Raw genomic sequence first — 23,222 nt, forward strand, 5'->3', positions numbered from 1 at the left:
TTAAATGAAAGTGCATTTTGTTATAAATCAGCTATTTGATGAAAGATTCATAAACGAAGAATTCTATAAAATTTGACGTTTTTGTTGTTTAATTTATTTATAAGTTGATCAACTAGAATACTTGCTCTACCTCTACTACTCCAGGTACTTCTTCATGTAAAGCACGTTCGATGCCTGCTTTTAATGTGATTGTTGAACTTGGGCATGTACCACATGCACCGTGCAATTGAAGTTTAACAATGCCATCTTCTACATCTACTAGCGAACAGTCGCCGCCATCACGTAGTAAGAATGGACGTAGTTTTTCAATTACTTCTGCTACTTGATCAAACATTGTTACGTTTTCAGTTGGCATGGAAATGCCTCCTTTCAAGTATATTATTTCATTTTCTATCTATCTTTTTATTATAATAGATATATAAAGAAAAATCTATCAATCGAGACAAAAGGGGATAAGTAAAATGAATAAAGTAAGTGTAGTCGTTTATGGTGCAGATGTTGTTTGTGCAAGCTGTGTTAATGCGCCAACAGCGCGTAATACTTTTGATTGGTTGCAACCATTGCTCAAAAGAAAGTATCCAGATATCCAATTTGAGTTTACGTATATTGATATAGAAAAGGATACTGAAAATTTAACTGATCATGATCAACAATATATTGAGCGTATTCAAGATGATGAATTGTTCTATCCGCTTGTAACGATGAATGATGAATACGTTTCAGATGGGTATGTACAATTGAGAGATATCACTCAATTTATGGATGCGCATTAATTTAATTATTTTAAAAAAAGACACGTACCTATACTTTTTACGCATGTTAATAAAGTATAGGAAGACGTGTCTTTATAATTACTGATTAAAATTTATCCATTGTGATATTTGTATAACCATAGCACACCAGATTTTAAGATTGAAGCTAAACGACCCGTAACGGTTCTATCCATGATGTAAGCAAACCCTTTTTTATCACCAAGGGAACCTAAGAAGCCTTGAACTTTGAGTTCTGGCATTTTTTCTGGTAGAGGTTTACCTTGCCATTGTAATTTCATAACATCAGCAATCTGGTCTCCCTGAACTTCAGCAAGTTGTGCACTAGGTGCATGAGGTAAATCTGCACAATCGCCAACTACGTATACATTTTTATAGGTTGGGACTTGATGGTATTGGTTTAGGATGACACGGCCATCTCTGCTAATATCAATTGGTAAATTTCTAACAATTTCCACAGGTTGAATGCCAGCAGTCCATACGATTAAATCCAATGGTTCAGGTACATCGTTATTGAAAATTTTACCAGGTTCCACACGATTAATATCAGAATTTGGAACTACTGTTACATCGTTCTTTTTAAACCAATTTTCTATATAACGACTTAGCTTTTCTGGAAAACGACGTAAAATACGTTCTCCTCGATCATATAAGTATATTTGCAAATCTTTACGGCTTTCGCGAAGTTCGCTCGCTAATTCGATGCCACTTAAACCCGCACCTACAATACCCACTTTTGCTCCATTTGGTAATTCACTGATATGATGAAATGTTTCCCGTGAACTTGATAACGTTTGGATACTGTGTGTGTATTCTGCTGCTCCTGGGACATTATGATATTTGTCCTCGCAACCAAGTCCAATGACTAATTCGTCATAATCTACTTTTGTGTTGCCAACTGAAATAATTTGATCTTCTAAATTAATATCATTGATTTCTCCGTACACAATATTAATACGTTCTGAATCTGGAAAATTCATACGAATATCTTTGTCTGATTTAGTACCAGCAGCTAATTCATAGAATTCTGGTTTTAAACCATGATAAGGCATACGATCAATTAATGTAATAGAATAATTTTCAGGAAGTGCCGATGGTAAAATATGAGACATAATGCGCATATTTCCATATCCGCCACCCAATAGTACTAAATTTTTCATTTATGATACCCCTTTAGTAAAAATATATTGAGCAATTTGATAAAAATACAGTTTATTTTTTGTTAATAAATAATATTTTTATCTCTTGTCGTCAATGTAAGTCAATAAACACAATTTGGTTAAATCATATTCGTCTTCATTGAACGAAATACCAATTTCATAATAAGCTTACTTAGATATATTATATGCTTTTTTATATACTTCTACAAATAAACGTGATGAATTGTAATTTGTAAACATAAATCTTTAAAAATACAATATGATTATAACAATATAAAAAATTAGTGTGAATGGCATTTTATACGAAAACGTGTTTTGTTTTAATTGAATTGTTACAAAAACAACAAAATGAATGATTAATTCATATAAGCTAGTAAGTGGTCAAAAGTGATGTGATTTTGTTATAATTGTTAAACTGATAATTAATTGAGAGGGTGTAATATGAATCCAATAGTTGAGTTCTGCATTTCGAATTTAGCGAAAGGTGGAGATTATGTATATAATCAACTTGAAAATGATCCAGGTGTAGACGTTTTAGAATATGGATGTCTGCAAAATTGTGGCATTTGCTCAAGTGGCTTGTATGCATTAGTAAACGGTGATATTGTTGAAGGAGAATCACCAGACGACTTATTACAAAATATTTATTCACATATAGAAGAAACATGGATTTTTTAGGGAGGTAATTTCAATGGCAGTAGTTGAACTAACAGAAGCGGCAGCATACGAAGTTAAAGATATGATGGAACAGAATGATATGCCAGATGGCTTTTTGAAAATCAAAGTTAATGGTGGCGGTTGCACAGGATTAACGTATGGTATGTCTGCAGAAGCTGAACCTAGTGAAAATGATGAAATATTTGAATTTCACGGTGTCAAAGTGCTAGTTGATAAATATGATATACCAGTATTGGAAGGTACAAAAATTGATTTCAAACAATCGTTAATGGGCGGTGGCTTCCAAATAGACAATCCAAATGCAATTGCATCTTGTGGTTGTGGAAGTTCATTCAGAACTGCAAAAGTTTCTGGTTCACCAGAAGATTGTTAAAAATTTTAAACCGAGTGTTTATGGACTATAGTTCGACTAAATGTGGTTAGGACTATAGTCTTTTATCTGTTTATGTGAAAAAATAAACAATATATGCGTTTCGGCTTGAAAATAAACTATAAAAACTATAAAATTAGTGTTGGATGAAAAATGTCTTTTTTGTGAATTTCTATGTAAATCAGTAAATTATAAAAAGACGATCGCAACAAAAAAATTATGAAAGCTTAGGTGAATGAAATGGCTCAAGAACGTAAAAAAGTTTTAGTTTTAGGCGCTGGTTACGCTGGGTTACAAACTATTACCAAATTACAAAAGCAACTTTCAGCTGATGAAGCTGAAATTACATTAATCAATAAGAATGATTATCACTATGAAGCAACTTGGTTACATGAAGCTTCAGCTGGAACAATTAGTTATGAAGATGTTTTATATCCAGTTGAAAGCGTAATCAATAAGAATAAAGTAAACTTCATTAAAGCAGAAGTTACAAAAATTGATCGCAATGCTAAAAAAGTAGAAACTGATGCAGGAATCTTTGATTTTGATATTTTAGTTGTTGCTTTAGGTTTCGAAAGTGAAACATTTGGTATTAAAGGTATGAAAGATCATGCTTTCCAAATCGAAAATATTTTAACTGCACGTAAATTAGCGCGCCATATTGAAGACAAATTTGCTAACTACGCTGCTTCTAAAAATAAAGATGATAAAGATTTAGCTATTATCGTTGGTGGTGCAGGCTTTACAGGTGTTGAATTCTTAGGTGAATTAACTGACCGTATCCCTGAGTTATGTAACAAATATGGTGTAGATCAAACAAAAGTTAAAATTACTTGTGTAGAAGCTGCTCCAAAAATGTTACCTCAATTCTCTGATGAATTAGTAAACCATGCAGTTAGTTATTTAGAAAGTAAAGGTGTTGAATTTAAAATTGCTACACCGATTGTTGCTGCAAATGAAAAAGGTTTCGTAGTTAAAGTTAATGATGAAGAACAACAATTAGAAGCAAATACAGTTGTATGGGCAGCAGGTGTTCGTGGTAGTAAGTTAATGGAAGAATCATTCGAAGGCGTTAAACGTGGCCGTATCGTTACAAATCAAGATTTAACAATCGATGGTTATAATGATATTTTTGTAATAGGTGATTGTTCTGCATTTATTCCAGCTGGTGAAGAACGCCCATTACCTACTACAGCACAAATTGCAATGCAAGAAGGCGAGCACACTGCTAAAAACATTAAAAATATTTTAGAAGGTCAACCTACTCAAGAGTTTGAATATGTTGATCGCGGTACAGTATGTTCTTTAGGTGCTAACGATGGCGTTGGTGTTGTTTATGGTAAAGATATCCAAGGTAAAAAAGCTGCATTTATGAAAAAAGTAATCGATACACGTGCAGTATTCAAACTTGGTGGTATTGGTTTAGCATTTAAAAAAGGTAAATTTTAATAACTGATAACCAATAGATATGTATCTATTGACCATAAATATTGAGGCTGAGACATAAATTGTCTCAGCCTCAAATTTTATATATAGTATGATATAATCTATCATTTTTATAATGATCCGACATTAAAATGATACAATGTGACAGAATAAATTGAAATGAGGGATGTTTGATGAAAACAGTTATAAATAACACTTCTAAGATTGAACAAGAAACAATTATTGTAGGTGTGCCTGAACATTTAAATCAATTAGAGTCGATACAAATTGCTGGAAATGACATAAAAGACTTATTATCCCCTTTAAAAGAACATCATATTTTCAGCACCAATGTTGGAGCGATTTCGAGTACATTTTTTAAAGTAGATGAGAAGGCACATAAACTGATTACTGTGGGCTTAGGAAATACTAAAACATTAGGATATAATGATTATTTAAAAATCTTCGGAAATTTATTTCAAACTTTAAATAGCAAAAGGATAACTAAAGCATCATTGTTGTTTAACACGTTTAAATCTCAAAAAGTAGAAACGGAATTAATAGCAGAAATTCTTGGTAAACAAAGTAAACAATCTATCTATCATTTTGATGGTTATAAAACTAATAAATCAGCGCCTTATCAATTAACAATAGAGATTCACACAGAAGAAGATCACATTGTCGAGTTTATTGAACGAGGAGAGGCTATTGCAACTGCTGTTAATTTAGCACGTGATTATAGTAATATACCACCTAACATATTGACACCAGCTTATTATGCAGAATTGATACAAAATCAATTTAATGACACTAGCGTATCAGTTGATATCAAAGATAATAAAACTTTACAAAAAGAAGGTTTTGGGTTAATTCATGCAGTTGGTAAAGGTTCTAAAAATGGTCCACGCGTAATAACGTTGACTTATAATGGTGGAAAACCAGGAGAAAATCCTATTGCACTCGTAGGTAAAGGCATTACGTATGATTCAGGTGGCTATTCAATCAAATCAAAAACAGGTATGCAGACCATGAAATTTGATATGTGTGGCTCAGCAAATGTAATAGGAATGATCGAAGCTGCTCGTCAATTAGCACTGCCACTAAATATTGTTGGAATTATTGCCGCTGCCGAAAATATGGTGAATGACGAAGCAATGAAACCAGATGATGTTTACACAGCACTTAGCGGAGAATCAGTAGAGGTATTAAATACTGATGCAGAGGGGCGCCTTGTTTTAGGTGACGCTGTATTTTATGCAAATCAATTTCAGCCAAGTATAATATTAGATTTTGCAACGTTAACTGGCGCTGCTGTAGCTGCGTTAGGTGAAGATAAAGCTGCCGTTTTTAATCAAAATGCTGACACTACGTTAAAATCTATTCTACAACAAGCACAAATGATGGATGAAAAAGTCTTTGAATTACCGATTACTGACACAGAACAAGCACTGATAAGAAAAAGTGAAGTGGCTGATTTAGTTAACCATACCAATGGTCAAGGTAAAGCATTGTTTGCAGCAACATTTATCAATCATTTTGCAGGTAATACACCACATTTACATTTTGATATCGCAGGGCCTGCTACTACGAATAAATCAAGTTATAAAGGGCCTGTGGGACCTACAGGTTATCTAATATCAACAATCGTACAATGGTTACGCGTACTATAGATGTAACAATATTACCATTAAAAACAAAAGCTTCAAGTTAATTTTAGTAGATTAACTTGAAGTTTTTTTAACCTTATATCACAAGGTTGGCAGGTTAATGATTCATATTTTATCTAAATATCAAGATAGGATTGACAATTTGATAAGCAATTGTTATTATAAATCTCGTGATACTTTAGTTCGATAACGTAATAAAGGAGTTGTGCTTTTGTGATAAATGCAGTTGTTATAGCAGTGGTACTGATGATTGTACTCTGTTTATGTAGATTAAATGTTGTTATAAGCTTATTTATCAGTGCACTAGTTGGTGGCTTAATCGCAGGTATGAGCGTCACAGACATTGTATCTGTATTTGGTAAAAATATTGTTGATGGCGCAGAAGTGGCATTGAGCTATGCTTTACTAGGTGGGTTTGCTGCGTTGATTTCTTATAGTGGTATTACTGACTATTTAGTAAATAAAATTATCAATGCTATTCACGCGGAAAACAGTAAAATGTCACGTATTAAAGTTAAAGTGATTATTATCGGTGCCCTCTTAATTATGAGTGTAATGAGCCAAAACTTAATACCTGTACATATTGCATTTATCCCAATTGTGATACCACCATTAATAAGTTTGTTCAATGAACTTAATATAGATAGAAGACAAATTGCTATTATCATTGGCTTTGGTTTATGTTGGCCATACGTATTATTGCCATATGGTTTCGGTCAGATTTTCCATCAAATCATTCAAAGCGGATTTTCTAAAGCAGATCATCCAATTGAAATGGGCATGATATGGAAAGCGATGCTGATTCCTTCATTAGGCTATATTGTTGGCTTAATTGCAGGTATTTATTATTATAGAAAACCTAGAAAATATTCTGAACATAAAGATATTAAAGATATGAGTGAAATTGAAATTAGACCATATGTCCTCATAGTAACCATTATTTCTATTATTGCTACGTTTTTAGTACAAATGTTCACTGATTCTATGATATTTGGGGCTTTAGCTGGTGTGCTTGTATTCTTCATCTCACGTGCATACAAGTGGACTGAGTTAGACCAAAAATTTGTAGATGGTATTAAAATTATGTCATTTATAGGTGTCGTAATCTTATCAGCAAATGGATTTGCAGGTGTAATGAATGAAACAGGAGATATCGGTAATTTAGTAAGTGGGCTTAGCGATGTTATTGGTGAGAATAAATTATTTAGTATTATTGTCATGTACATTATTGGTTTGGTCGTAACATTAGGTATCGGTTCATCATTTGCTACAATACCTATTATTGCAACGTTATTTGTGCCATTAGGTGAATCTTTAGGATTAAGTACTATGGCATTGATTGCGTTGATAGGAACAGCAAGTGCATTAGGTGATTCAGGATCACCTGCAAGTGATTCAACATTAGGACCTACGGCAGGTTTAGATGTTGATGGTCAACATGATCACATTCGTGATACATGTATTCCAAACTTTGTTTTCTATAACATTCCTCTAATTATTTTTGGAACAATAGCGGCTATGATATTATAAATCTAAGAACAAAAAAAGAGGTGTCTTAAATGGCAAATATGCTTGATGCTTTAAAGATAAAGGTAGAGCGACAAGAACATGGACTTATGGTTATGTCCATGCCAGTAACAGATGAAGTGAAACAACCATTTGGCTTTTTACATGGTGGGGCGAGTTTAGCGCTCGGAGAAACAGCATGCTCTATGGGGGCTGCTGAAATCATTGACACAGAGCATTACATTCCCCTAGGTTTAGAAATGAATGCGAATCATATAGGTTCGACAACCGAAGGGACAATATTTGCGACTGCTACAATCATACATGAAGGTAGTACGACTCAAGTTTGGAACATAGATATCAGAGACCAAAATAATAGATTGATTTGTGTAATGAGAGGAACCGTTGCTATAAAACCACGTAAACGGCAATGAGCAATTAAAGTATTAGATTGGTGATTTTAATCTTAATGATTAGCGTGTATTCAAGCTAATTATTATTACATGTAAACTATATATGAGCTTGAGATAAAAACCTAGAAAAATAGCACGCAGATGATTTAATTAATACATCTGCGTGCTTCTTTGTTATTCAATATTTCGTATGGTTGTCTCGCTTTCTTAGGAAACAGCTTCAGATTGTCTTGTTTCCTCAATCGACACGCCAAAATACAATGTATTCATATGTCATTTCACATTAAAATACTTTAAAAACAAGGTCTTATATTAACCAAAATGATATTAATAATTATTCTACATGCATACACCAATCTGTATACACTGATCGTAAAATAGAAAAAATGCTTAATAATCGTATCTGAATGATGTAGCTCTCACAAAATCAAACACCTTTTATAAAACAATGAATCGTTTTAAAGTAAATCTTAAAGTAGATGTCTTATTAGTATCTTTATTTCTTGGTATTAATGGTATTTAATATGAGCAAAGTAGCAACTCAATGAGTTAATTATTATTTCAATTGAAATTGGCTTTTTCACATGTCCAAGAACTTTATGTCCCAGATTCTTTTGAATATGTTTATTTGTTGTTAAATATATCTTATGTTCAATACGGTTTTTTTGATAATACAGCAGTTGCAATTTTTGCTGCTGCTTCACGGCCACCCATGATGTTGCGAGCAAAGGGACCGAGTTCTAAATCTGCTAGACCACCTGTGACGAATAAATTCGGTAACCATTCTAAATGAGATGAAATAGAAGGCAGTCCCGCGTCTGACACAGGTGCATTAAAATTTTTAACGAGCTGCTTGATAATTGGTTGTTGCATTAGTGTATCTTCGAAACCTGTGGCTAATACTACGCTATCATAGAACATACAATATTGTTCTGTACAAATATGATGATGATGTATATCTTTTAATTCATTGATATGCATTATTAATTTACCTTGCTTCATGTGTTTTTTGAGCCTCAATGCTAATTCTTTAGGCATAGAACCTTTATGGCGCTCTTTTTGAATGATTTTCATTTTGGTTTTAGAGTCAGTTAATGCACTAAAGTTTGACATTTTTTTGGGACCTAACCAACCTGGATCTGCGTCGAAGTCATGTACGTCAATGACTTTATTTGTCCAAAGATGAATGACTGATTGCGGTTGATGTTGTAGTAATTTTAAAGTGACATGTGCTGCAGAAATCCCACTTCCGACGACATGAGAAGTTTGTTTATGTAAATTTAATCGTGAATCAAAAATATGATATACATCTGGTGTATGTTTAAAGTTATGTGGAATATAGGGTACGTGATTACAACCTGTTGCAATCACCAAGTAATCTGATGTAATCCAATTGTGTTGTGATAATTGTACATGCCATTGTTTTTGGTTGAAGCTGATTTTATTAGCAAAACCGACAATATGGTTCTTGTTCAAATTGAATTTATGTAATAGATGGTGAATATGGTCTATAAATAACGCTCGATTTGGTCTTTTATACGGTCCATAACTGGCATTAATATATTGATGACATTTAGCAAATTGATTTAAATGAAAGGGATTAGGATGTATATGGTGGACACACGGCGAACGTAAATAAGGCATTTGAATGCGTTGAGTATAATCCTCGAATTGCTCGCATAAACTTTGATGTGGATCAATAATTGTTAGTTCGTGGTCTTTGATACCTATGGATTTTAATTTTATTGCGATTGTAACTGCTTGGATACCGCCACCGATTATGGTCCAAGTAGACATATTTTCAGCTCCTTTTAAAACGTAATAATTACGATTTAATATATCATCATACACCGAATTTAGCAATCATTAATTTTATAAAATAAAAAACGCATCCCAGTTAATTGGAATGCGTAAGTTAATGACTTTACAATTTTGTATCTTTTAGGTCTTTTTGTATATCATCACGTTTTGTTCTTTTGGAAGCGGGTGTTCTCAAATTATATGCGGATTTAATAATAAGGTGACTTGCTAGTGGACCTGTTATCAGAATAAATAATATTCCAATAAGTAATTGCATATTTACGTAACCTTCACGCCCGATGAAATATAAGAAAACACCACTTATAAGTAACATTGCTCCCAATGTAGCAGCTTTACCAGCAGCATGTGCGCGCGCATATACGTCATCTAAACGCAAGAGGCCAATCGCAGCTAGTGCACTTATGAGTGAGCCAAGGATAACTAAGATAAGCGCTATGCTAATGATGATCGTTGTTATCATGTTCAATCACCTTACCTTTATCCATATATTTTGCAAACACTGCGGTTCCTAAAAATGCTAAAATACCAATTAACAAAATAGCAACCATCATATATTTAGTACCTAAGAAAATACTAAATAGTGCTACAATCGCCATTAGTTGGATACCCATTGCGTCGAGTGCCACAACCCTATCCGCAAGAGAAGGGCCGATAATGACACGAACAAGCATACCAAACATTGACAATGTTACGATAACTAATGCCACGATTAATATTACGTTGTAGTTCATTAATATTCGCCTACCTCTCTTACCACTTTTTCAAGTGATGATTTAATACTTTCTATTTCTTCTTCCTTAGTACTAAAATCAATACTGTGAATGTATATTTTTGTGCGATCATCACTAATGCCTAGAACAATTGTGCCTGGTGTCAGTGTAATCAAATTTGATAACAACACAATTTGCCAATCTTTTTTTAAATCGGTCGGATAAGTAAAAAAGGCGGGTTCGTTGTTGATTTTAGGCTTAGTTACGATTCTAATAACATCAATATTTGCTTTAATCAATTCTACTAAAAAGACGATAAATAATTTAATAATTTTATAAATAGTAATAATATAAAATCTACCGGGTAAGACACCGCGCATTAGGAATACTAATAAAAGACCAAAGATATAACCTAAAAGGAAATTATTAAATGTATAACTGCCGGTAACGAATAGCCAAAACACAGATAAAATTAAATTTACTAATATTTGAATTGCCATACTATTTACCCCCCAATACGCTGTCTATATATACACTAGGATTATAGAATGTTTCAGCAGCATCTTTTATGATTGGCTGTAAAAAGTCAGCGGATAGGCCAAATATTACTGATATGGCAACTGCGATAATAGCTACTGTTAAGATACCTTTGTACTGCAGTTTAGGATTGACTTCATAACCTTCAGATTCACCGAAGAATCCTTTTAAGAAAATACGAATAACAGAGTAAAGTACGACTAAACTAGATAGTAATACGATTATACCGCTTAGATAAAATCCTTTTTCGAAAGTAGCTTGAACGATATAGTATTTACCATAAAAACCACTTAACGGCGGAATGCCGGCTAAACTTAAAGCAGCGATAAAGAAAGACCAACCTAATACAGGATAATGTTTGATTAAGCCACCATATTTGCGTAAATCGTGTGTTTTGGTAATTTTATACATCACACCAATTAAGAAAAATAGTGCTGCTTTAATCAACATATCGTGTAAAGTATAATAAATTGCGCCCATCATGCCAGCCTGATTCATCATTGCTACGCCTACTAAAATGACACCAACAGCAATCATAATATTATAAATGATAATTTTTTTAGTATCAAAGTAGCTTACTGCACCCACACAACCAAAAATAATTGTAAGTAAGGCTAAGAATAGAATGGTGTACAGCGAAAAATTAGAGGAATCGCCAAAGAAAAGGCTTGCTGTTCTAGCTATTGCGTAAACCCCAACTTTTGTTAACAATGCACCAAAGAAAGCGATAATTGCTATAGGTGGCGCATAATAAGCACCTGGTAGCCAGATATACATTGGAAACACACCAGCTTTTGTAGCAAAAACAAAGATGAACATAATAAATATAATACTGATAATTCCTTTGTCTTGTGTTGATAGTTGGCTTAATTTTTCACTGATATCTGCTAAATTCAATGTACCGACGACAGAATAAAGCATTGCAACGGCTATAACAAAGAAAGCAGAAGATGTCACATTCACAAGCACATATTTTATCGTTTCACTCAATTGAACTTGTGTGCCACCAATAACTAATAAAATATAAGATGCCATTAAAAATACTTCAAAGAATACGAAAAGGTTGAAAATATCACCAGTTATAAATGAGCCTATAACACCTGTGAGCATAAACATTATGGCAAAATAATAATAATATGTTTCACGTTCGATACCTACTGATTGATATGAATATAAGATAATCAACATTGTTACAATCAAACTTGTAATCACAAGTAAGATACTAAAAATATCTGTAACAAAAACAATACTATACGGTGCATCCCATGAACCAAGCTCGAGTTTTATAGGTCCATCTCTGAGAACATTCTTTAGATTTATAAAAGCAAAAATTAATGTAACTGCAGTACCTGTTAATGCAACGTAGCGTTTAATTTTAGGGCGTTTACCAATAAAAATTAATGCAATAATTGTTAACATTGGTATGACAAGTAATGAAATAATAAGATTACTCTCTATCATTATCTAGCACCCCTTTCATGCTTTCTACGTTGTCTGTACCTAGTTCTTTATAGCTTCTAAAAGCCAATACTAAGAAAAAGGCTGTTACTGAAAATGAAATTACAATTGCTGTTAATATGAGTGCTTGTGGAATTGGATCCACATATGAAGTGAACCCTTTTTCATAAATAGGGACTTCACCTTTTTTAAGACCACCCATCGTTATTAAAAATAAATTAGCTGTATGTGTTTGTAATGTAGTCCCAATAATGATGCGTATCAAACTTTTAGAAAGAATGAGATAGACGCTCATTGCAGTGAGAATACCACAAACAAAAATCATCACTATTTCCATTACTCATTCTCTCCAATCGCTAATATTATAGTCATTATTGTGCCAACAACCGCACATAAAACACCTAAATCAAAAAATGTGGCAGTGTGCATTTCTATAGGTTTTAAAATACCTAATGGAATTTCAAAAGGTGTATGCGTAAAGAAGTTTTTATTGTATAGCCAACTCGCCATCGGTGTAGCTAAACAAAAGAACAACCCGATACCAATGAGTTTTTTGAAGTCCCATGGGTATATTTTACGCATCGTTTTAATATCGTAAGCCACAGCTACAATCACAAGTGAACTTGATAATAGTAAGCCACCGACGAAACCGCCACCAGGTGTATAATGTCCTGTTAGAAATAGGTGTAAACCAAACATAACGATTAAGAAGAAAATCACAATGGCAGAGTATTGGAATATTAAATTATTTTTCTGTCTTTTCAATGTGAGTTCCTCCTTCATCATTTGGTTTATTTTTATAACGAAGTTTAATCATTGTGTAAACACCTAATCCAGCAATACCTAATACTGAAGATTCGAATAAAGTATCCGTACCACGGAAGTCAACTAGGATAACGTTGACCATATTTGTACCATGAGCTAAATCATATACATGCGCTTTATAAAATTCTCCAATTGAGCCAAAGTGTCTATTTCCGTATGTGATTAAACCCAATACTGTTACAACAGTACCAGCACCGATGGCAATCAAAACATTCAGCCACTTATATGAAGTGGACTCGTTATGTCGATTTAGATTTGGTAAGTGATAGAAACATAATAAGAACAATGCAGTAGAAATAGATTCTACAACAAATTGCGTCAGCGCTAAGTCTGGCGCACCAAAGAAAATAAAGAAGATTGCTACTGCATAACCTACTGCACTTGCCATGATAATACTGAATAGACGTGAGCGAGCAAAAATAATCATTGAAGCTGCCGTAATAATAATGACTACGATGATCAATTCGAATGGTCTGATTTCACTAACATCTTTAAAGTTAACACTGAATGGTGTTACTAATAACGTCACAAGTGTAATTACGATTAAAGACGCAAAAATGATTAATAAGTTATTACGTGTAAATCCAGTAACATAAGTGTTGGTAAATTGACTAGAATAGCCTGGGAATACCGTTCCAACTTTATCATACCAATAATTGATTGTTAGTTTTGTAGGTTGTGCTTTTAATAAACTAATCCAATAACCAAAGCTAAATATTAAGAATATACCAGCTACATAAATGCCCAATGTGGAGAAAAAGGCTGGTGTAAATCCATGGAACATATGAAACTCAGCTGTTGCATTTGTATTATTACTGATTGCGTTGACAGCTGGTTCAATAATCGTACCTGTCAATATTGAAGGGAAGAACCCAAAAACAATGACGAGTAGTGCTAAAATACCTGGAGAGATTAGCATTAATTTTGAAACTTCATGAGCTGATTTTGGTAAATTATCTGGTTTATAACTACCTAAGAATATTTGACCAATAAATCTAACTGCATAAACAAAAGTGAATACGCTGCCCAAAATTGCTACGATAGGTATGAGTATGCCAATACTATTTAAACTGAAGATATTAGCATGTGTAACTTCAATCATACTTTCAAGAAATTTCTCTTTAGATAAGAAACCATTAAACGGTGGAATACCCGCCATACTCAATGATGTAATTAATGTAATCGTAAAAGAAATTGGCATGATTGTTACTAAGCCACCCAATTTATTGACATCACGTGTTCCTGTACTGTGATCAACAGCACCAGTTACCATAAACAATGCACCTTTAAATGTAGCGTGATTTATAAGGTGAAACACAGCCGCTGTAAACGCAGCAACATAAATTTGACTATCTGCACCTTCGAAATGATAACTTACTGCCCCGATACCTAACATTGACATAATCATGCCTAATTGTGAGACAGTTGAAAAAGCTAAAATGCCTTTTAAATCTTGTTGTTTTGTGGCATTCAAAGATGCCCAGAACAGCGTGATTAAGCCGACTGCAGTAATCGTCCAAATCCAACCTTGAGAAAGTGCGAATATTGGTGTCATACGAGCAACTAAGTAAAGGCCAGCTTTAACCATCGTTGCAGAATGCAAGTAAGCACTAACGGGTGTCGGTGCTTCCATAGCATCCGGTAACCAAACGTAAAATGGAAACTGAGCTGATTTAGTCATTGCTCCAATGATGACAAAAATCATAGACAATATAAAGTAAGGGCTTGTCTGAATTTCAGACGCATGATTGATGAGCGTTTGAATACTGGTAGAATTACCTGCAAGTGATAGTAAAATAAGGCCACCTAGCAGAGAAAGACCGCCCAAAACAGTTATGAGCATTGATTTTTGTGCACCATAAATAGATGCTTGTTTTGTTCTCCAAAATGAAATGAGTAGAAAACTTGAAAATGAAGTTAGCTCCCAAAACAGATATAAGATAATGATATTATCTGATAATACGACCCCTAACATGGCACCCATAAAAAGCAAAAGGTAACAATAAAAATGACCCAATTGCTCTTGTCGACTTAAATAACTAATGGAATATAATACAACCAAGCTTCCGATACCAGTTATTAATAAACTGAATAATAAGCCTAAGCCATCAACGTATAAATCGAAATTCATGCCAAAATGAGGCATCCAATTTGCTTTATGTACTACGTTTTCACCTGACATTGTTGTCGAAATGATTGATATAAAATATATAAATAAGACGACGGGGATAGGTAACACAAACCATCCTAAATGTATCCGCTTATGTATGCGATATACAATTGGAATAATGAGTGCAAATATTAACGGTAATAACACCGCTATATGTATCAAACTCATTATTTTATCCTCCTTTTAAAAATAGTATAAGGTCATTATACATGAATAAGACTATTCTGAAAAACCACGCTAACCCTTGTGGAGCTTTAATTTTAAGTTTGTTTTAAATAAGAAGAAACACGGTATTTTTATTCAAAATTTTGTTTGTATTGAATTGAATAATCTTTTTTTAATTGTGCTAAATTAGCAAGTGAGTATTGTGCAAATTCGGTATTTTCTTTTTTTAATTTGTTTTCTAAATTCGTAATGGCAAATTGTAAAGATTGTATATAATCCAGTTCTTCTACATTAAAAGGTCTAAGTTTGGATTTTGAAGTATAGCGCTTTTCAAATTGACTTAAAGCTTTGCGTTCGTGAAAAAAGACATTGTTCGTTTCGTTTGGGTGATGTAAGTCTCCTTGTTTTGGATGTTTAATGACCTGTTCAATTTGAACAAGTACTTGATTGTCATCTTCTTCTATAATAGATACACCATAACTTCCAGTTTTATGTGCAAAACGATATAACATAATTCAATACACTCCTCATTTTATGTTAGAATACATATATCATCTTAACATGAAATGGAGAATAAAAATGTCGAACTATCCTCAGTTAAATTCAGAAGTAAACGAAAATGAAATAAAAATGGTTATGCATACAAATAAGGGTGATATGACTTTCAAATTATTGCCTGATATTGCGCCTAAAACTGTAGAAAACTTTGTTACACATGCAAAAAATGGCTACTATGATGGCATTTCTTTTCATCGAGTAATCAATGACTTCATGGTACAAGGAGGCGACCCAACAGCAACTGGTATGGGCGGTGAAAGTATTTATGGAGGTCCGTTTGAAGATGAGTTTTCACTAGAAGCATTCAACTTATATGGTGCTTTATCGATGGCAAATTCTGGACCGAATACGAACGGTTCACAATTCTTTATTGTTCAAATGAAAGAAGTACCAGAATCTATGCTTAGCCAACTCGCAGATGGTGGTTGGCCAGAACCGATTGTGAAAGCTTATGGTGAAAAGGGTGGTACACCTTGGTTAGATCAAAAGCATACTGTTTTTGGTCAATTATTAGAAGGTGAATCTACATTAGAAGATATTGCGGCTACTAAGGTAGGACCACAGGATAAACCTTTACATGATATCACGATTGATTCAATAGATATTATTGAAAAATAAGGTAAAATAAAGTTTGAAAGATGGTAAACTCTAGTAAGCATTTAACCATTTTTAAATTGTTTTTAAATACCTGTTATATTAAAAATAAAAAATGTTTAAGAGGTTGAGACAAATTCATTGTTTCAGCCTCTTATTTTATTTTGACAATTTTAGTTATCTCCATTGGAGCGTGATGGTGTAATATATTCAATAAAATACCATTATAGGCAAAAACTTAAGAATTTTTATTTTGAAAGTATTGATGAAAGTAACAGTTCTTGGGAATGGTTTAAAAGCCTTTGTATAGTGAGATATAAGTGAAATTCAATCCGTGGTTGTGTAGCTTGATTTTTGATAAATCGTGAAATTTTTCTAGGTAATATTAGTACCATTGAATGATTTATGCTATTATGAACATGTTAAGTAAAACGAATTAAGGGGTTATCACGTTGAATAATCACTATAAAGTAGGTCAACATATCAAAGTTCGTGTGACTGGTATTCAACCGTATGGCGCTTTTGTAGAAACCCCTGACAATACTGAAGGATTAATCCATATTTCTGAAATTATGGATGATTACGTCCATAATTTAAAAAAGTTTTTATCGGAAGGACAAATTGTAAAAGCAAAAGTCATTTCAATTGATAAAGAAGGAAAGTTAAATCTTTCTTTAAAAGATAACGACTATTTTAAAAATTATGAGCGTAAAAAAGAAAAGCAATCAGTATTAGATGAAATTAAAGAAACCGAGAAATATGGGTTTCAAACAATTAAAGAACGCTTACCGGTTTGGATTAAACAGTCCAAAAACGCGATAAAAGATGAACAGTCATCTTTTAAAAAACACTAACATTTTATTTTAAGATGTTAGTGTTTTTTATTTATAAGCTAAAATTTATTGGAAGAGTAGCAATATAAAATTATATGCGTGAGCATATAATTTTATATTTAAAACTAAGGAAGTTAGAATTAAAAACACTTAAAGTGATTATGTAATGACATTTAAGTATTTTGTATTTTAGGAGGATTTAATTTAATGGATAAAAAATTTCAACCGTTATTTGAAAAATTAAAATTACCAAATCAAGTTGTTTTAGACAATCGATTTGTACTAGCACCTTTAACACATGTTTCATCTAATGACGATGGCACAATTTCTAATGAAGAGGTTGTGTATATGGAACAGCGTTCAAAAGATGTTGGTTTAGCAATTTCAGCTGCAAGCAATGTAACAGATTTAGGTAAAGCTTTTCCTGGACAACCTTCAGTAGCACATGACTCTAATATAGAAGGTCTAAAACGTTTGGCAAAAGCTATGAAAAAAAATGGTGCAAAAGCGGTTGTTCAAATACATCATGGTGGCGCGCAATCTTTACCTAATTTAACACCTAATGGTGATGTTGCGGCGCCAAGCCCGATATCATTAAAGAGTTTTGGTGAACAAGAAGCACATGATGCACGTGAAATTACAAAAGAGGAAATTGAAGCAACAATAAAAGCTTTCGGTGAAGCAACTAGAAGAGTCATTGAAGCTGGATTCGATGGTGTTGAAATTCACGGTGCAAACCATTACTTAATCCATCAATTTGTATCTCCATATTATAATCGTCGTAATGATGAGTGGGGACAAGACCGTTATAAATTTGCTACAAGCGTGGTAGATGAAGTGACAAATACTGTTAAGCAATACGGAAGTAAAGATTTTATCGTTGGCTATAGATTTTCTCCTGAAGAAGCTGAATCTCCAGGTATAAGCATGGAAATTACTAAAGAGTTGATTGAATTATTAGTAGAAAAACCTTTAGATTATTTACATGTATCGTTAATGGATATTCACTCACAAACGCGTGAAGGTCAATACAAAGGCAAAGAGCGTATTAAACTTATTTTAGAGTGGATGAATGGACGTATGCCACTCATAGGTATAGGATCTATTTTCACAGCTGAACAAGCTATTGAAGCAATTGAGTCAACTGGTGTAGAACTGGTCGCACTAGGACGTGAAATCTTGTTAGATCATAATTTTGTAAGTAAAATTAAAGATGGCAAAGAAGATGAAATTCTATCTCAATTTGATCCGCAAAGAGCAGATAAACATCACTTGCCACCAAAATTATGGGAACAATTTAATGAAGGTTTTTATCCATTACCTAGAACTGATAATAAATAAAAGTTTTGAATGCGTAAATACTAACTTTATTAATCCTATCTAACTGCCAAAGTGAGTACAAGTTATAAATATTTTACTAGCAAAAAAACGTCAATTTCTATTGAAAAAATTATAGAAATTGACGTTTTTTGTTTGTATAAAATTTTAAATTATAAACACTAGAATTAGCATAAATCTTGTAATCTGGATTTAAATCAAGAAGAATTTTTAAATTTATAAAAATTGGCTTGTGTAAACGGTCGAGAATGTGTCATTATATTAATGTAAAGGCTTACATTTTGACGGTTATATTCTAAATTTAACGTTTAAAAGTTGTAATGTAAGTTCTGAATCGATGATTTTATAGTATTTTCGGAAAATAGTTTTCGTAAGTGAATAAATACGTTATGCTATGAATGAGTAATGCCAATAAATTATTATATAATTCATGCAAAGGGGAGATATTATGTCAAGATCTGAAGAAATCATTGAATTAACAAATCATTACGGTACCCACAACTATGTGCCACTTCCAATTGTAATTTCAGAGGCTGAAGGTGTATGGGTTAAAGATCCTGAAGGAAATAAATATATGGATATGCTATCTGCTTATTCTGCAGTAAACCAAGGTCACAGACATCCTAAAATCATTCAGGCTTTAAAAGATCAAGCTGACAAAGTGACTTTAGTATCACGTGCGTTTCATAGTGATAACTTAGGGGCATGGTATGAAAAAATATGCAAGTTAGCCGGTAAAGATAAAGCCTTACCTATGAATACAGGTGCTGAAGCGGTTGAAACAGCACTAAAAGCAGCACGTCGTTGGGCTTATGATGTGAAAGATATTGCACCTGATAAAGCTGAAATTATTGCGTTCAATGGTAACTTCCATGGCCGAACAATGGCGCCAGTATCATTGTCATCTGAACCAGAATACCAACGAGGATACGGCCCATTATTAGATGGTTTCCGTAAAGTTGATTTTGGTAACATAGAAGCTGTTAAAGAAGCAATTAATGAAAATACTGCTGCTATTTTAATCGAACCTATTCAAGGAGAAGCAGGTATCAATGTTCCACCAGAAGGTTATTTAAAAGAAATTAGAGAATTATGTGATGAGCATAATGTATTATTTATTGCTGATGAAATTCAAGCTGGACTAGGGCGTTCAGGAAAATTATTTGCCACAGATTGGGATAATGTAAAACCAGATGTCTATATTTTAGGTAAAGCATTAGGTGGAGGTGTATTCCCAATTTCTGTTGTATTAGCTGACGAAGAAGTGTTGGGCGTATTTACACCTGGTTCTCACGGATCAACGTTTGGTGGTAATCCATTAGCGTGTGCTGTATCGATTGCAGCGTTGGATGTATTAGTTGATGAAGATTTAGCAGGGCGTTCATTAGAGCTAGGTGAGTACTTTAAATCAGAATTAGAAAAAATAAATCACCCAGCGATTAAAGAAGTGCGTGGTCGTGGATTATTTATTGGTATAGAACTAAATGAAAATGCTAGACCTTATTGTGAAAAGTTAAAAGAAGAAGGATTATTATGTAAAGAAACACATGATACAGTAATTAGATTTGCACCACCTCTTATTATTTCCAAAGAAGAACTGGACTTTGCATTGGATAAAGTAAGAAATGTTTTTAAATAAAAATGTTCTGTAACTTAAGTTTTGAAAACCCTTTAAAAAGCAAAATCTTATGTTACAATTATCGTGAAAGCGAAATCATTAGTAACGAAAAAGAGGCGAAATGAATCATGACTGAGAATAATAATTTAGTTACTTCTACGCAACAAATTATTAAAGAAGCATTGCATAAATTGGGATTTGATGATGGGATGTATGATTTAGTAAAGGAACCATTAAGATTCCTTGAAGTCCGCATTCCTGTACGTATGGATGATGGTACGGTTCAAACATTTAAAGGTTATCGTGCTCAACATAATGATGCAGTTGGACCAACAAAAGGTGGGGTGCGTTTCCATCCAGACGTTGATGTCGAAGAAGTTAAAGCATTATCTATGTGGATGACATTAAAATGTGGTATCGTCGACTTGCCATATGGCGGCGGTAAAGGTGGTATCATCTGTGATCCTAGACAAATGAGTATACATGAAGTTGAACGTTTATCTCGTGGTTATGTACGTGCGATATCTCAATTTGTTGGACCTACAAAAGATATCCCAGCACCAGACGTATTTACTAACTCACAAATCATGGCTTGGATGATGGACGAGTATAGTTCATTAGATAAATTTAATTCACCAGGGTTTATTACTGGTAAACCGATTGTATTAGGTGGATCACAAGGTAGAGACCGTTCTACTGCACTGGGAGTAGTTATTGCCATAGAACAAGCTGCTAAAAGAAGAGGTCTAGATTTGAAAGGTGCACGTATCGTTATTCAAGGATTTGGTAACGCAGGTAGTTTCTTATCTAAATTCCTTTATGATATGGGAGCAAAAATTGTGGGTATTTCAGATGCTTACGGTGCTTTACATGACCCAGACGGTCTTGACATTGATTATCTTTTAGATAGAAGAGATAGCTTTGGTACTGTAACAAATTTATTTGAAGAAACAATTTCTAATAAAGAATTGTTTGAACTTGATTGTGATATTCTTGTACCTGCAGCGATTGCTAATCAAATCACAGAAGACAATGCAAATGAAATTAAAGCTGATATTGTGGTTGAAGCGGCTAATGGCCCAACAACACCAGCTGGTACACGTATTTTAACTGAACGTGGTAAATTGCTCGTACCTGATGTATTAGCAAGTGCAGGTGGCGTAACAGTTTCTTACTTCGAATGGGTACAAAATAATCAAGGTTATTATTGGACAGAAGAAGAAGTAAATACAAAATTACGTGAAAAACTTATCACAGCTTTCGATACAATTTATGAGTTATCCCAAAATAGAAAAATTGATATGCGCTTAGCAGCTTATATTGTAGGTATTAAACGTACTGCTGAAGCTGCACGTTATCGTGGTTGGGCTTAATTAAATATTAAACTTTTAGAAAAAGAAGAAGTTCTTGAACCCAAGAACTTCTTCTTTTTTGTTATTTATTTTTTTGTTCATTATCTAGAACGACTTGTTTATATAAATCAGGATAATTTGTAAAAACGCCGTCAACGCCATATCGATTTAAGCGGTGCATATCGGTTTCATTATTAACGGTGAAAGGATGTACGAGCAGACCAGCTCTTTTAAGATTTTTAACATTTTGTTTAGTTAAGTCTGTATATTCAGGGCCGACACCAATTGCGTATTGACGAATTTGATTAAAATCTTGTTGGGTTAACGCGGGTAATTCACCTTTATCTAATAACCTTATCAATGGGACATTGCTATTTAAACGATGTAATTTACTTAAGCTTTCAGGTGAAAATGATTGTAATAAGACATGCCCTTGATTTAATGATTGCTCATTAAGCATTTTGTGATTGTTTAGTGTTTTTAATACTGCTTCTTCCATCCCTGGATACACATCTGGTGATTTAGTTTCAATATAATAATTTGCATTCGGACCATATCGTTCTAAAATTTCATCTAATGTAGGAATTTCAGCACCTACATAATTTGAATTAGCATACTGAGGGTTTGTGGCATTAAATTTACTACCAGCATCTAATTGCTTTAATTCTTTTAGTGTATATGAATCAACTCTACCTGTACCGTTTGTAGTTCTATCAACTGTTTCATCATGCATGGCAACTAGATGACCATCTTTAGTCATCTGAAGATCGATTTCGATATATGATGCTCCCATTGCATTGTGACTTTTATCATATGAATAAAAAGTATGTTCTGGTGAATAACCACTGGCACCTCTATGAGCAATCGTTGCATATTTTTCACCTGTTAGATTTTGAGCTCTGTTTGGGTTGTGTGAGTTGTTACCTTGTTGCTTTGAGGGTGTGGCAGATGATTGTGTATTAATATTGTGGTTATTTTCACTTGCAGTTGCTATAGATGTCGTTCCAATCAAAGCTAGAGATAACGTTGCTAGACTCGTTGATAATGCTTTTTTAAAATTTTGCAAGAATGGGTCACTCCTCGATATGTATTTACATATCAACCCTACAAAATAAACGTTTGTTTGAGAATGACATTTACACGATTAAAATTTAAGATTTAAAAAGTTAATATTGTTATAACAATATATTAAACTAATTAAAATTTTTTCTAGCATATATAGAATGTATTAGTTTAATCACGTTAACTTCATAT

The 23,222-nt window shown here is 33.3% G+C and carries 24 protein-coding genes and 1 pseudogene; 13 read left to right on the forward strand and 12 right to left on the reverse strand.

The features are described from left to right. Nucleotides 1–112 precede the first annotated feature (112 nt). Entirely contained in the window at nucleotides 113–355 is a 243-nt protein-coding gene (locus KA830_RS06230; protein ID WP_019469675.1) for a NifU family protein, read from the reverse strand. Between the two features lie 106 nt (nucleotides 356–461). Between KA830_RS06230 and KA830_RS06235 the strand changes: the two genes are divergently transcribed. Next, nucleotides 462–773 carry a YuzD family protein gene (locus KA830_RS06235; RefSeq protein ID WP_064209460.1) on the forward strand — a complete coding sequence of 104 codons (312 nt, stop codon included), beginning with the start codon at nucleotides 462–464 and terminating at the stop codon, nucleotides 771–773. A 92-nt stretch (nucleotides 774–865) separates the two neighbouring features. Here the strand turns inward: KA830_RS06235 and KA830_RS06240 are convergent, their stop codons facing one another. After that, the gene (locus KA830_RS06240) at nucleotides 866–1,930 is read right to left on the reverse strand and encodes an NAD(P)/FAD-dependent oxidoreductase (RefSeq protein ID WP_064209459.1); all 1,065 of its coding nucleotides are present in this window, start codon (nucleotides 1,928–1,930) and stop codon (nucleotides 866–868) included. A 441-nt stretch (nucleotides 1,931–2,371) separates the two neighbouring features. Between KA830_RS06240 and KA830_RS06245 the strand changes: the two genes are divergently transcribed. From KA830_RS06245 to KA830_RS13695, 7 genes and pseudogenes are all read left to right on the forward strand, one after another. Beyond that, nucleotides 2,372–2,608, forward strand: coding sequence for a YuzB family protein (locus tag KA830_RS06245; RefSeq protein ID WP_019469672.1), 237 nt, complete (start codon nucleotides 2,372–2,374; stop codon nucleotides 2,606–2,608). 13 nt (nucleotides 2,609–2,621) lie between these two features. Next, complete coding sequence (locus KA830_RS06250) at nucleotides 2,622–2,981, forward strand: HesB/IscA family protein (RefSeq protein WP_046207522.1); 360 nt, start codon at nucleotides 2,622–2,624, stop codon at nucleotides 2,979–2,981. A gap of 237 nt (nucleotides 2,982–3,218) precedes the next feature. Next, a complete protein-coding gene (locus tag KA830_RS06255; RefSeq protein ID WP_046207523.1) occupies nucleotides 3,219–4,427 on the forward strand; it encodes an NAD(P)/FAD-dependent oxidoreductase in 1,209 nt (402 codons plus the stop codon). 170 nt (nucleotides 4,428–4,597) lie between these two features. Continuing rightward, nucleotides 4,598–6,073 (forward strand): leucyl aminopeptidase family protein, encoded by a 1,476-nt coding sequence (locus tag KA830_RS06260; protein WP_204179772.1) that lies wholly within the window; start codon nucleotides 4,598–4,600, stop codon nucleotides 6,071–6,073. 210 nt (nucleotides 6,074–6,283) lie between these two features. After that, nucleotides 6,284–7,600 carry a Na+/H+ antiporter family protein gene (locus KA830_RS06265; protein WP_046207525.1) on the forward strand — a complete coding sequence of 439 codons (1,317 nt, stop codon included), beginning with the start codon at nucleotides 6,284–6,286 and terminating at the stop codon, nucleotides 7,598–7,600. A 29-nt stretch (nucleotides 7,601–7,629) separates the two neighbouring features. Beyond that, nucleotides 7,630–8,010, forward strand: coding sequence for a hotdog fold thioesterase (locus tag KA830_RS06270; protein WP_204179773.1), 381 nt, complete (start codon nucleotides 7,630–7,632; stop codon nucleotides 8,008–8,010). Between the two features lie 315 nt (nucleotides 8,011–8,325). Then, nucleotides 8,326–8,494, forward strand: a pseudogene (locus tag KA830_RS13695) (transposase); the annotation flags it as partial. A gap of 146 nt (nucleotides 8,495–8,640) precedes the next feature. Here the strand turns inward: KA830_RS13695 and KA830_RS06275 are convergent. The 9 genes from KA830_RS06275 to kapB form a co-directional block, all read right to left on the reverse strand. Then, nucleotides 8,641–9,786 carry an NAD(P)-binding domain-containing protein gene (locus tag KA830_RS06275; RefSeq protein WP_145381499.1) on the reverse strand — a complete coding sequence of 382 codons (1,146 nt, stop codon included), beginning with the start codon at nucleotides 9,784–9,786 and terminating at the stop codon, nucleotides 8,641–8,643. A gap of 127 nt (nucleotides 9,787–9,913) precedes the next feature. Beyond that, a complete protein-coding gene (locus KA830_RS06280; RefSeq protein ID WP_064209455.1) occupies nucleotides 9,914–10,270 on the reverse strand; it encodes a Na+/H+ antiporter subunit G1 in 357 nt (118 codons plus the stop codon). Continuing rightward, nucleotides 10,248–10,541 carry a Na(+)/H(+) antiporter subunit F1 gene (locus KA830_RS06285; RefSeq protein ID WP_046208018.1) on the reverse strand — a complete coding sequence of 98 codons (294 nt, stop codon included), beginning with the start codon at nucleotides 10,539–10,541 and terminating at the stop codon, nucleotides 10,248–10,250. Before KA830_RS06285 ends, KA830_RS06280 begins: the two co-directional genes overlap by 23 nt. Beyond that, entirely contained in the window at nucleotides 10,541–11,020 is a 480-nt protein-coding gene (gene mnhE1 / locus KA830_RS06290; protein ID WP_070657792.1) for a Na+/H+ antiporter Mnh1 subunit E, read from the reverse strand. The genes KA830_RS06285 and mnhE1 overlap by 1 nt, the downstream gene beginning before the upstream one ends. A gap of 1 nt (nucleotide 11,021) precedes the next feature. Continuing rightward, nucleotides 11,022–12,518: a Na+/H+ antiporter subunit D gene (locus KA830_RS06295; RefSeq protein ID WP_046208020.1), complete on the reverse strand. Its 1,497-nt coding sequence runs from the start codon at nucleotides 12,516–12,518 to the stop codon at nucleotides 11,022–11,024. Then, complete coding sequence (gene mnhC1 / locus KA830_RS06300) at nucleotides 12,505–12,852, reverse strand: Na+/H+ antiporter Mnh1 subunit C (protein ID WP_040030166.1); 348 nt, start codon at nucleotides 12,850–12,852, stop codon at nucleotides 12,505–12,507. The genes KA830_RS06295 and mnhC1 overlap by 14 nt, the downstream gene beginning before the upstream one ends. Then, on the reverse strand, nucleotides 12,852–13,280 hold the full coding sequence (locus tag KA830_RS06305; protein WP_080760407.1) for a Na(+)/H(+) antiporter subunit B: 429 nt from the start codon (nucleotides 13,278–13,280) through the stop codon (nucleotides 12,852–12,854). Before KA830_RS06305 ends, mnhC1 begins: the two co-directional genes overlap by 1 nt. Then, on the reverse strand, nucleotides 13,261–15,678 hold the full coding sequence (locus tag KA830_RS06310; RefSeq protein WP_204179774.1) for a Na+/H+ antiporter subunit A: 2,418 nt from the start codon (nucleotides 15,676–15,678) through the stop codon (nucleotides 13,261–13,263). The genes KA830_RS06305 and KA830_RS06310 overlap by 20 nt, the downstream gene beginning before the upstream one ends. Nucleotides 15,679–15,806: 128 nt before the next feature. Beyond that, on the reverse strand, nucleotides 15,807–16,187 hold the full coding sequence (gene kapB / locus KA830_RS06315; protein WP_204179775.1) for a sporulation phosphorelay system protein KapB: 381 nt from the start codon (nucleotides 16,185–16,187) through the stop codon (nucleotides 15,807–15,809). A gap of 67 nt (nucleotides 16,188–16,254) precedes the next feature. Here kapB and KA830_RS06320 point away from each other — a divergent pair, with 67 nt between their 5' ends. The 5 genes from KA830_RS06320 (at nucleotide 16,255) to KA830_RS06340 (ending at nucleotide 21,989) form a co-directional block, all read left to right on the forward strand. Continuing rightward, nucleotides 16,255–16,851, forward strand: coding sequence for a peptidylprolyl isomerase (locus tag KA830_RS06320; RefSeq protein ID WP_046208024.1), 597 nt, complete (start codon nucleotides 16,255–16,257; stop codon nucleotides 16,849–16,851). A 428-nt stretch (nucleotides 16,852–17,279) separates the two neighbouring features. Further along, nucleotides 17,280–17,681, forward strand: coding sequence for a S1 domain-containing post-transcriptional regulator Ygs (gene ygs, locus KA830_RS06325; RefSeq protein WP_046208025.1), 402 nt, complete (start codon nucleotides 17,280–17,282; stop codon nucleotides 17,679–17,681). Between the two features lie 186 nt (nucleotides 17,682–17,867). After that, nucleotides 17,868–19,001, forward strand: a complete 1,134-nt coding sequence (locus KA830_RS06330; protein ID WP_204179776.1) for an NADH-dependent flavin oxidoreductase — start codon at nucleotides 17,868–17,870, stop codon at nucleotides 18,999–19,001. Between the two features lie 445 nt (nucleotides 19,002–19,446). Next, the gene (locus KA830_RS06335) at nucleotides 19,447–20,637 is read left to right on the forward strand and encodes an ornithine--oxo-acid transaminase (protein ID WP_210134136.1); all 1,191 of its coding nucleotides are present in this window, start codon (nucleotides 19,447–19,449) and stop codon (nucleotides 20,635–20,637) included. 107 nt (nucleotides 20,638–20,744) lie between these two features. Next, nucleotides 20,745–21,989 (forward strand): Glu/Leu/Phe/Val family dehydrogenase, encoded by a 1,245-nt coding sequence (locus KA830_RS06340; protein WP_019469653.1) that lies wholly within the window; start codon nucleotides 20,745–20,747, stop codon nucleotides 21,987–21,989. Nucleotides 21,990–22,050: 61 nt separating this feature from the next. Here KA830_RS06340 and KA830_RS06345 read toward each other — a convergent pair whose 3' ends face one another. Next, entirely contained in the window at nucleotides 22,051–23,034 is a 984-nt protein-coding gene (locus KA830_RS06345; protein WP_210134143.1) for a glycerophosphodiester phosphodiesterase, read from the reverse strand. Nucleotides 23,035–23,222: the final 188 nt, after the last annotated feature.

The organism is Staphylococcus sp. GDY8P119P (assembly GCF_017892075.1).
GTDB lineage: Bacteria > Bacillota > Bacilli > Staphylococcales > Staphylococcaceae > Staphylococcus > Staphylococcus ureilyticus.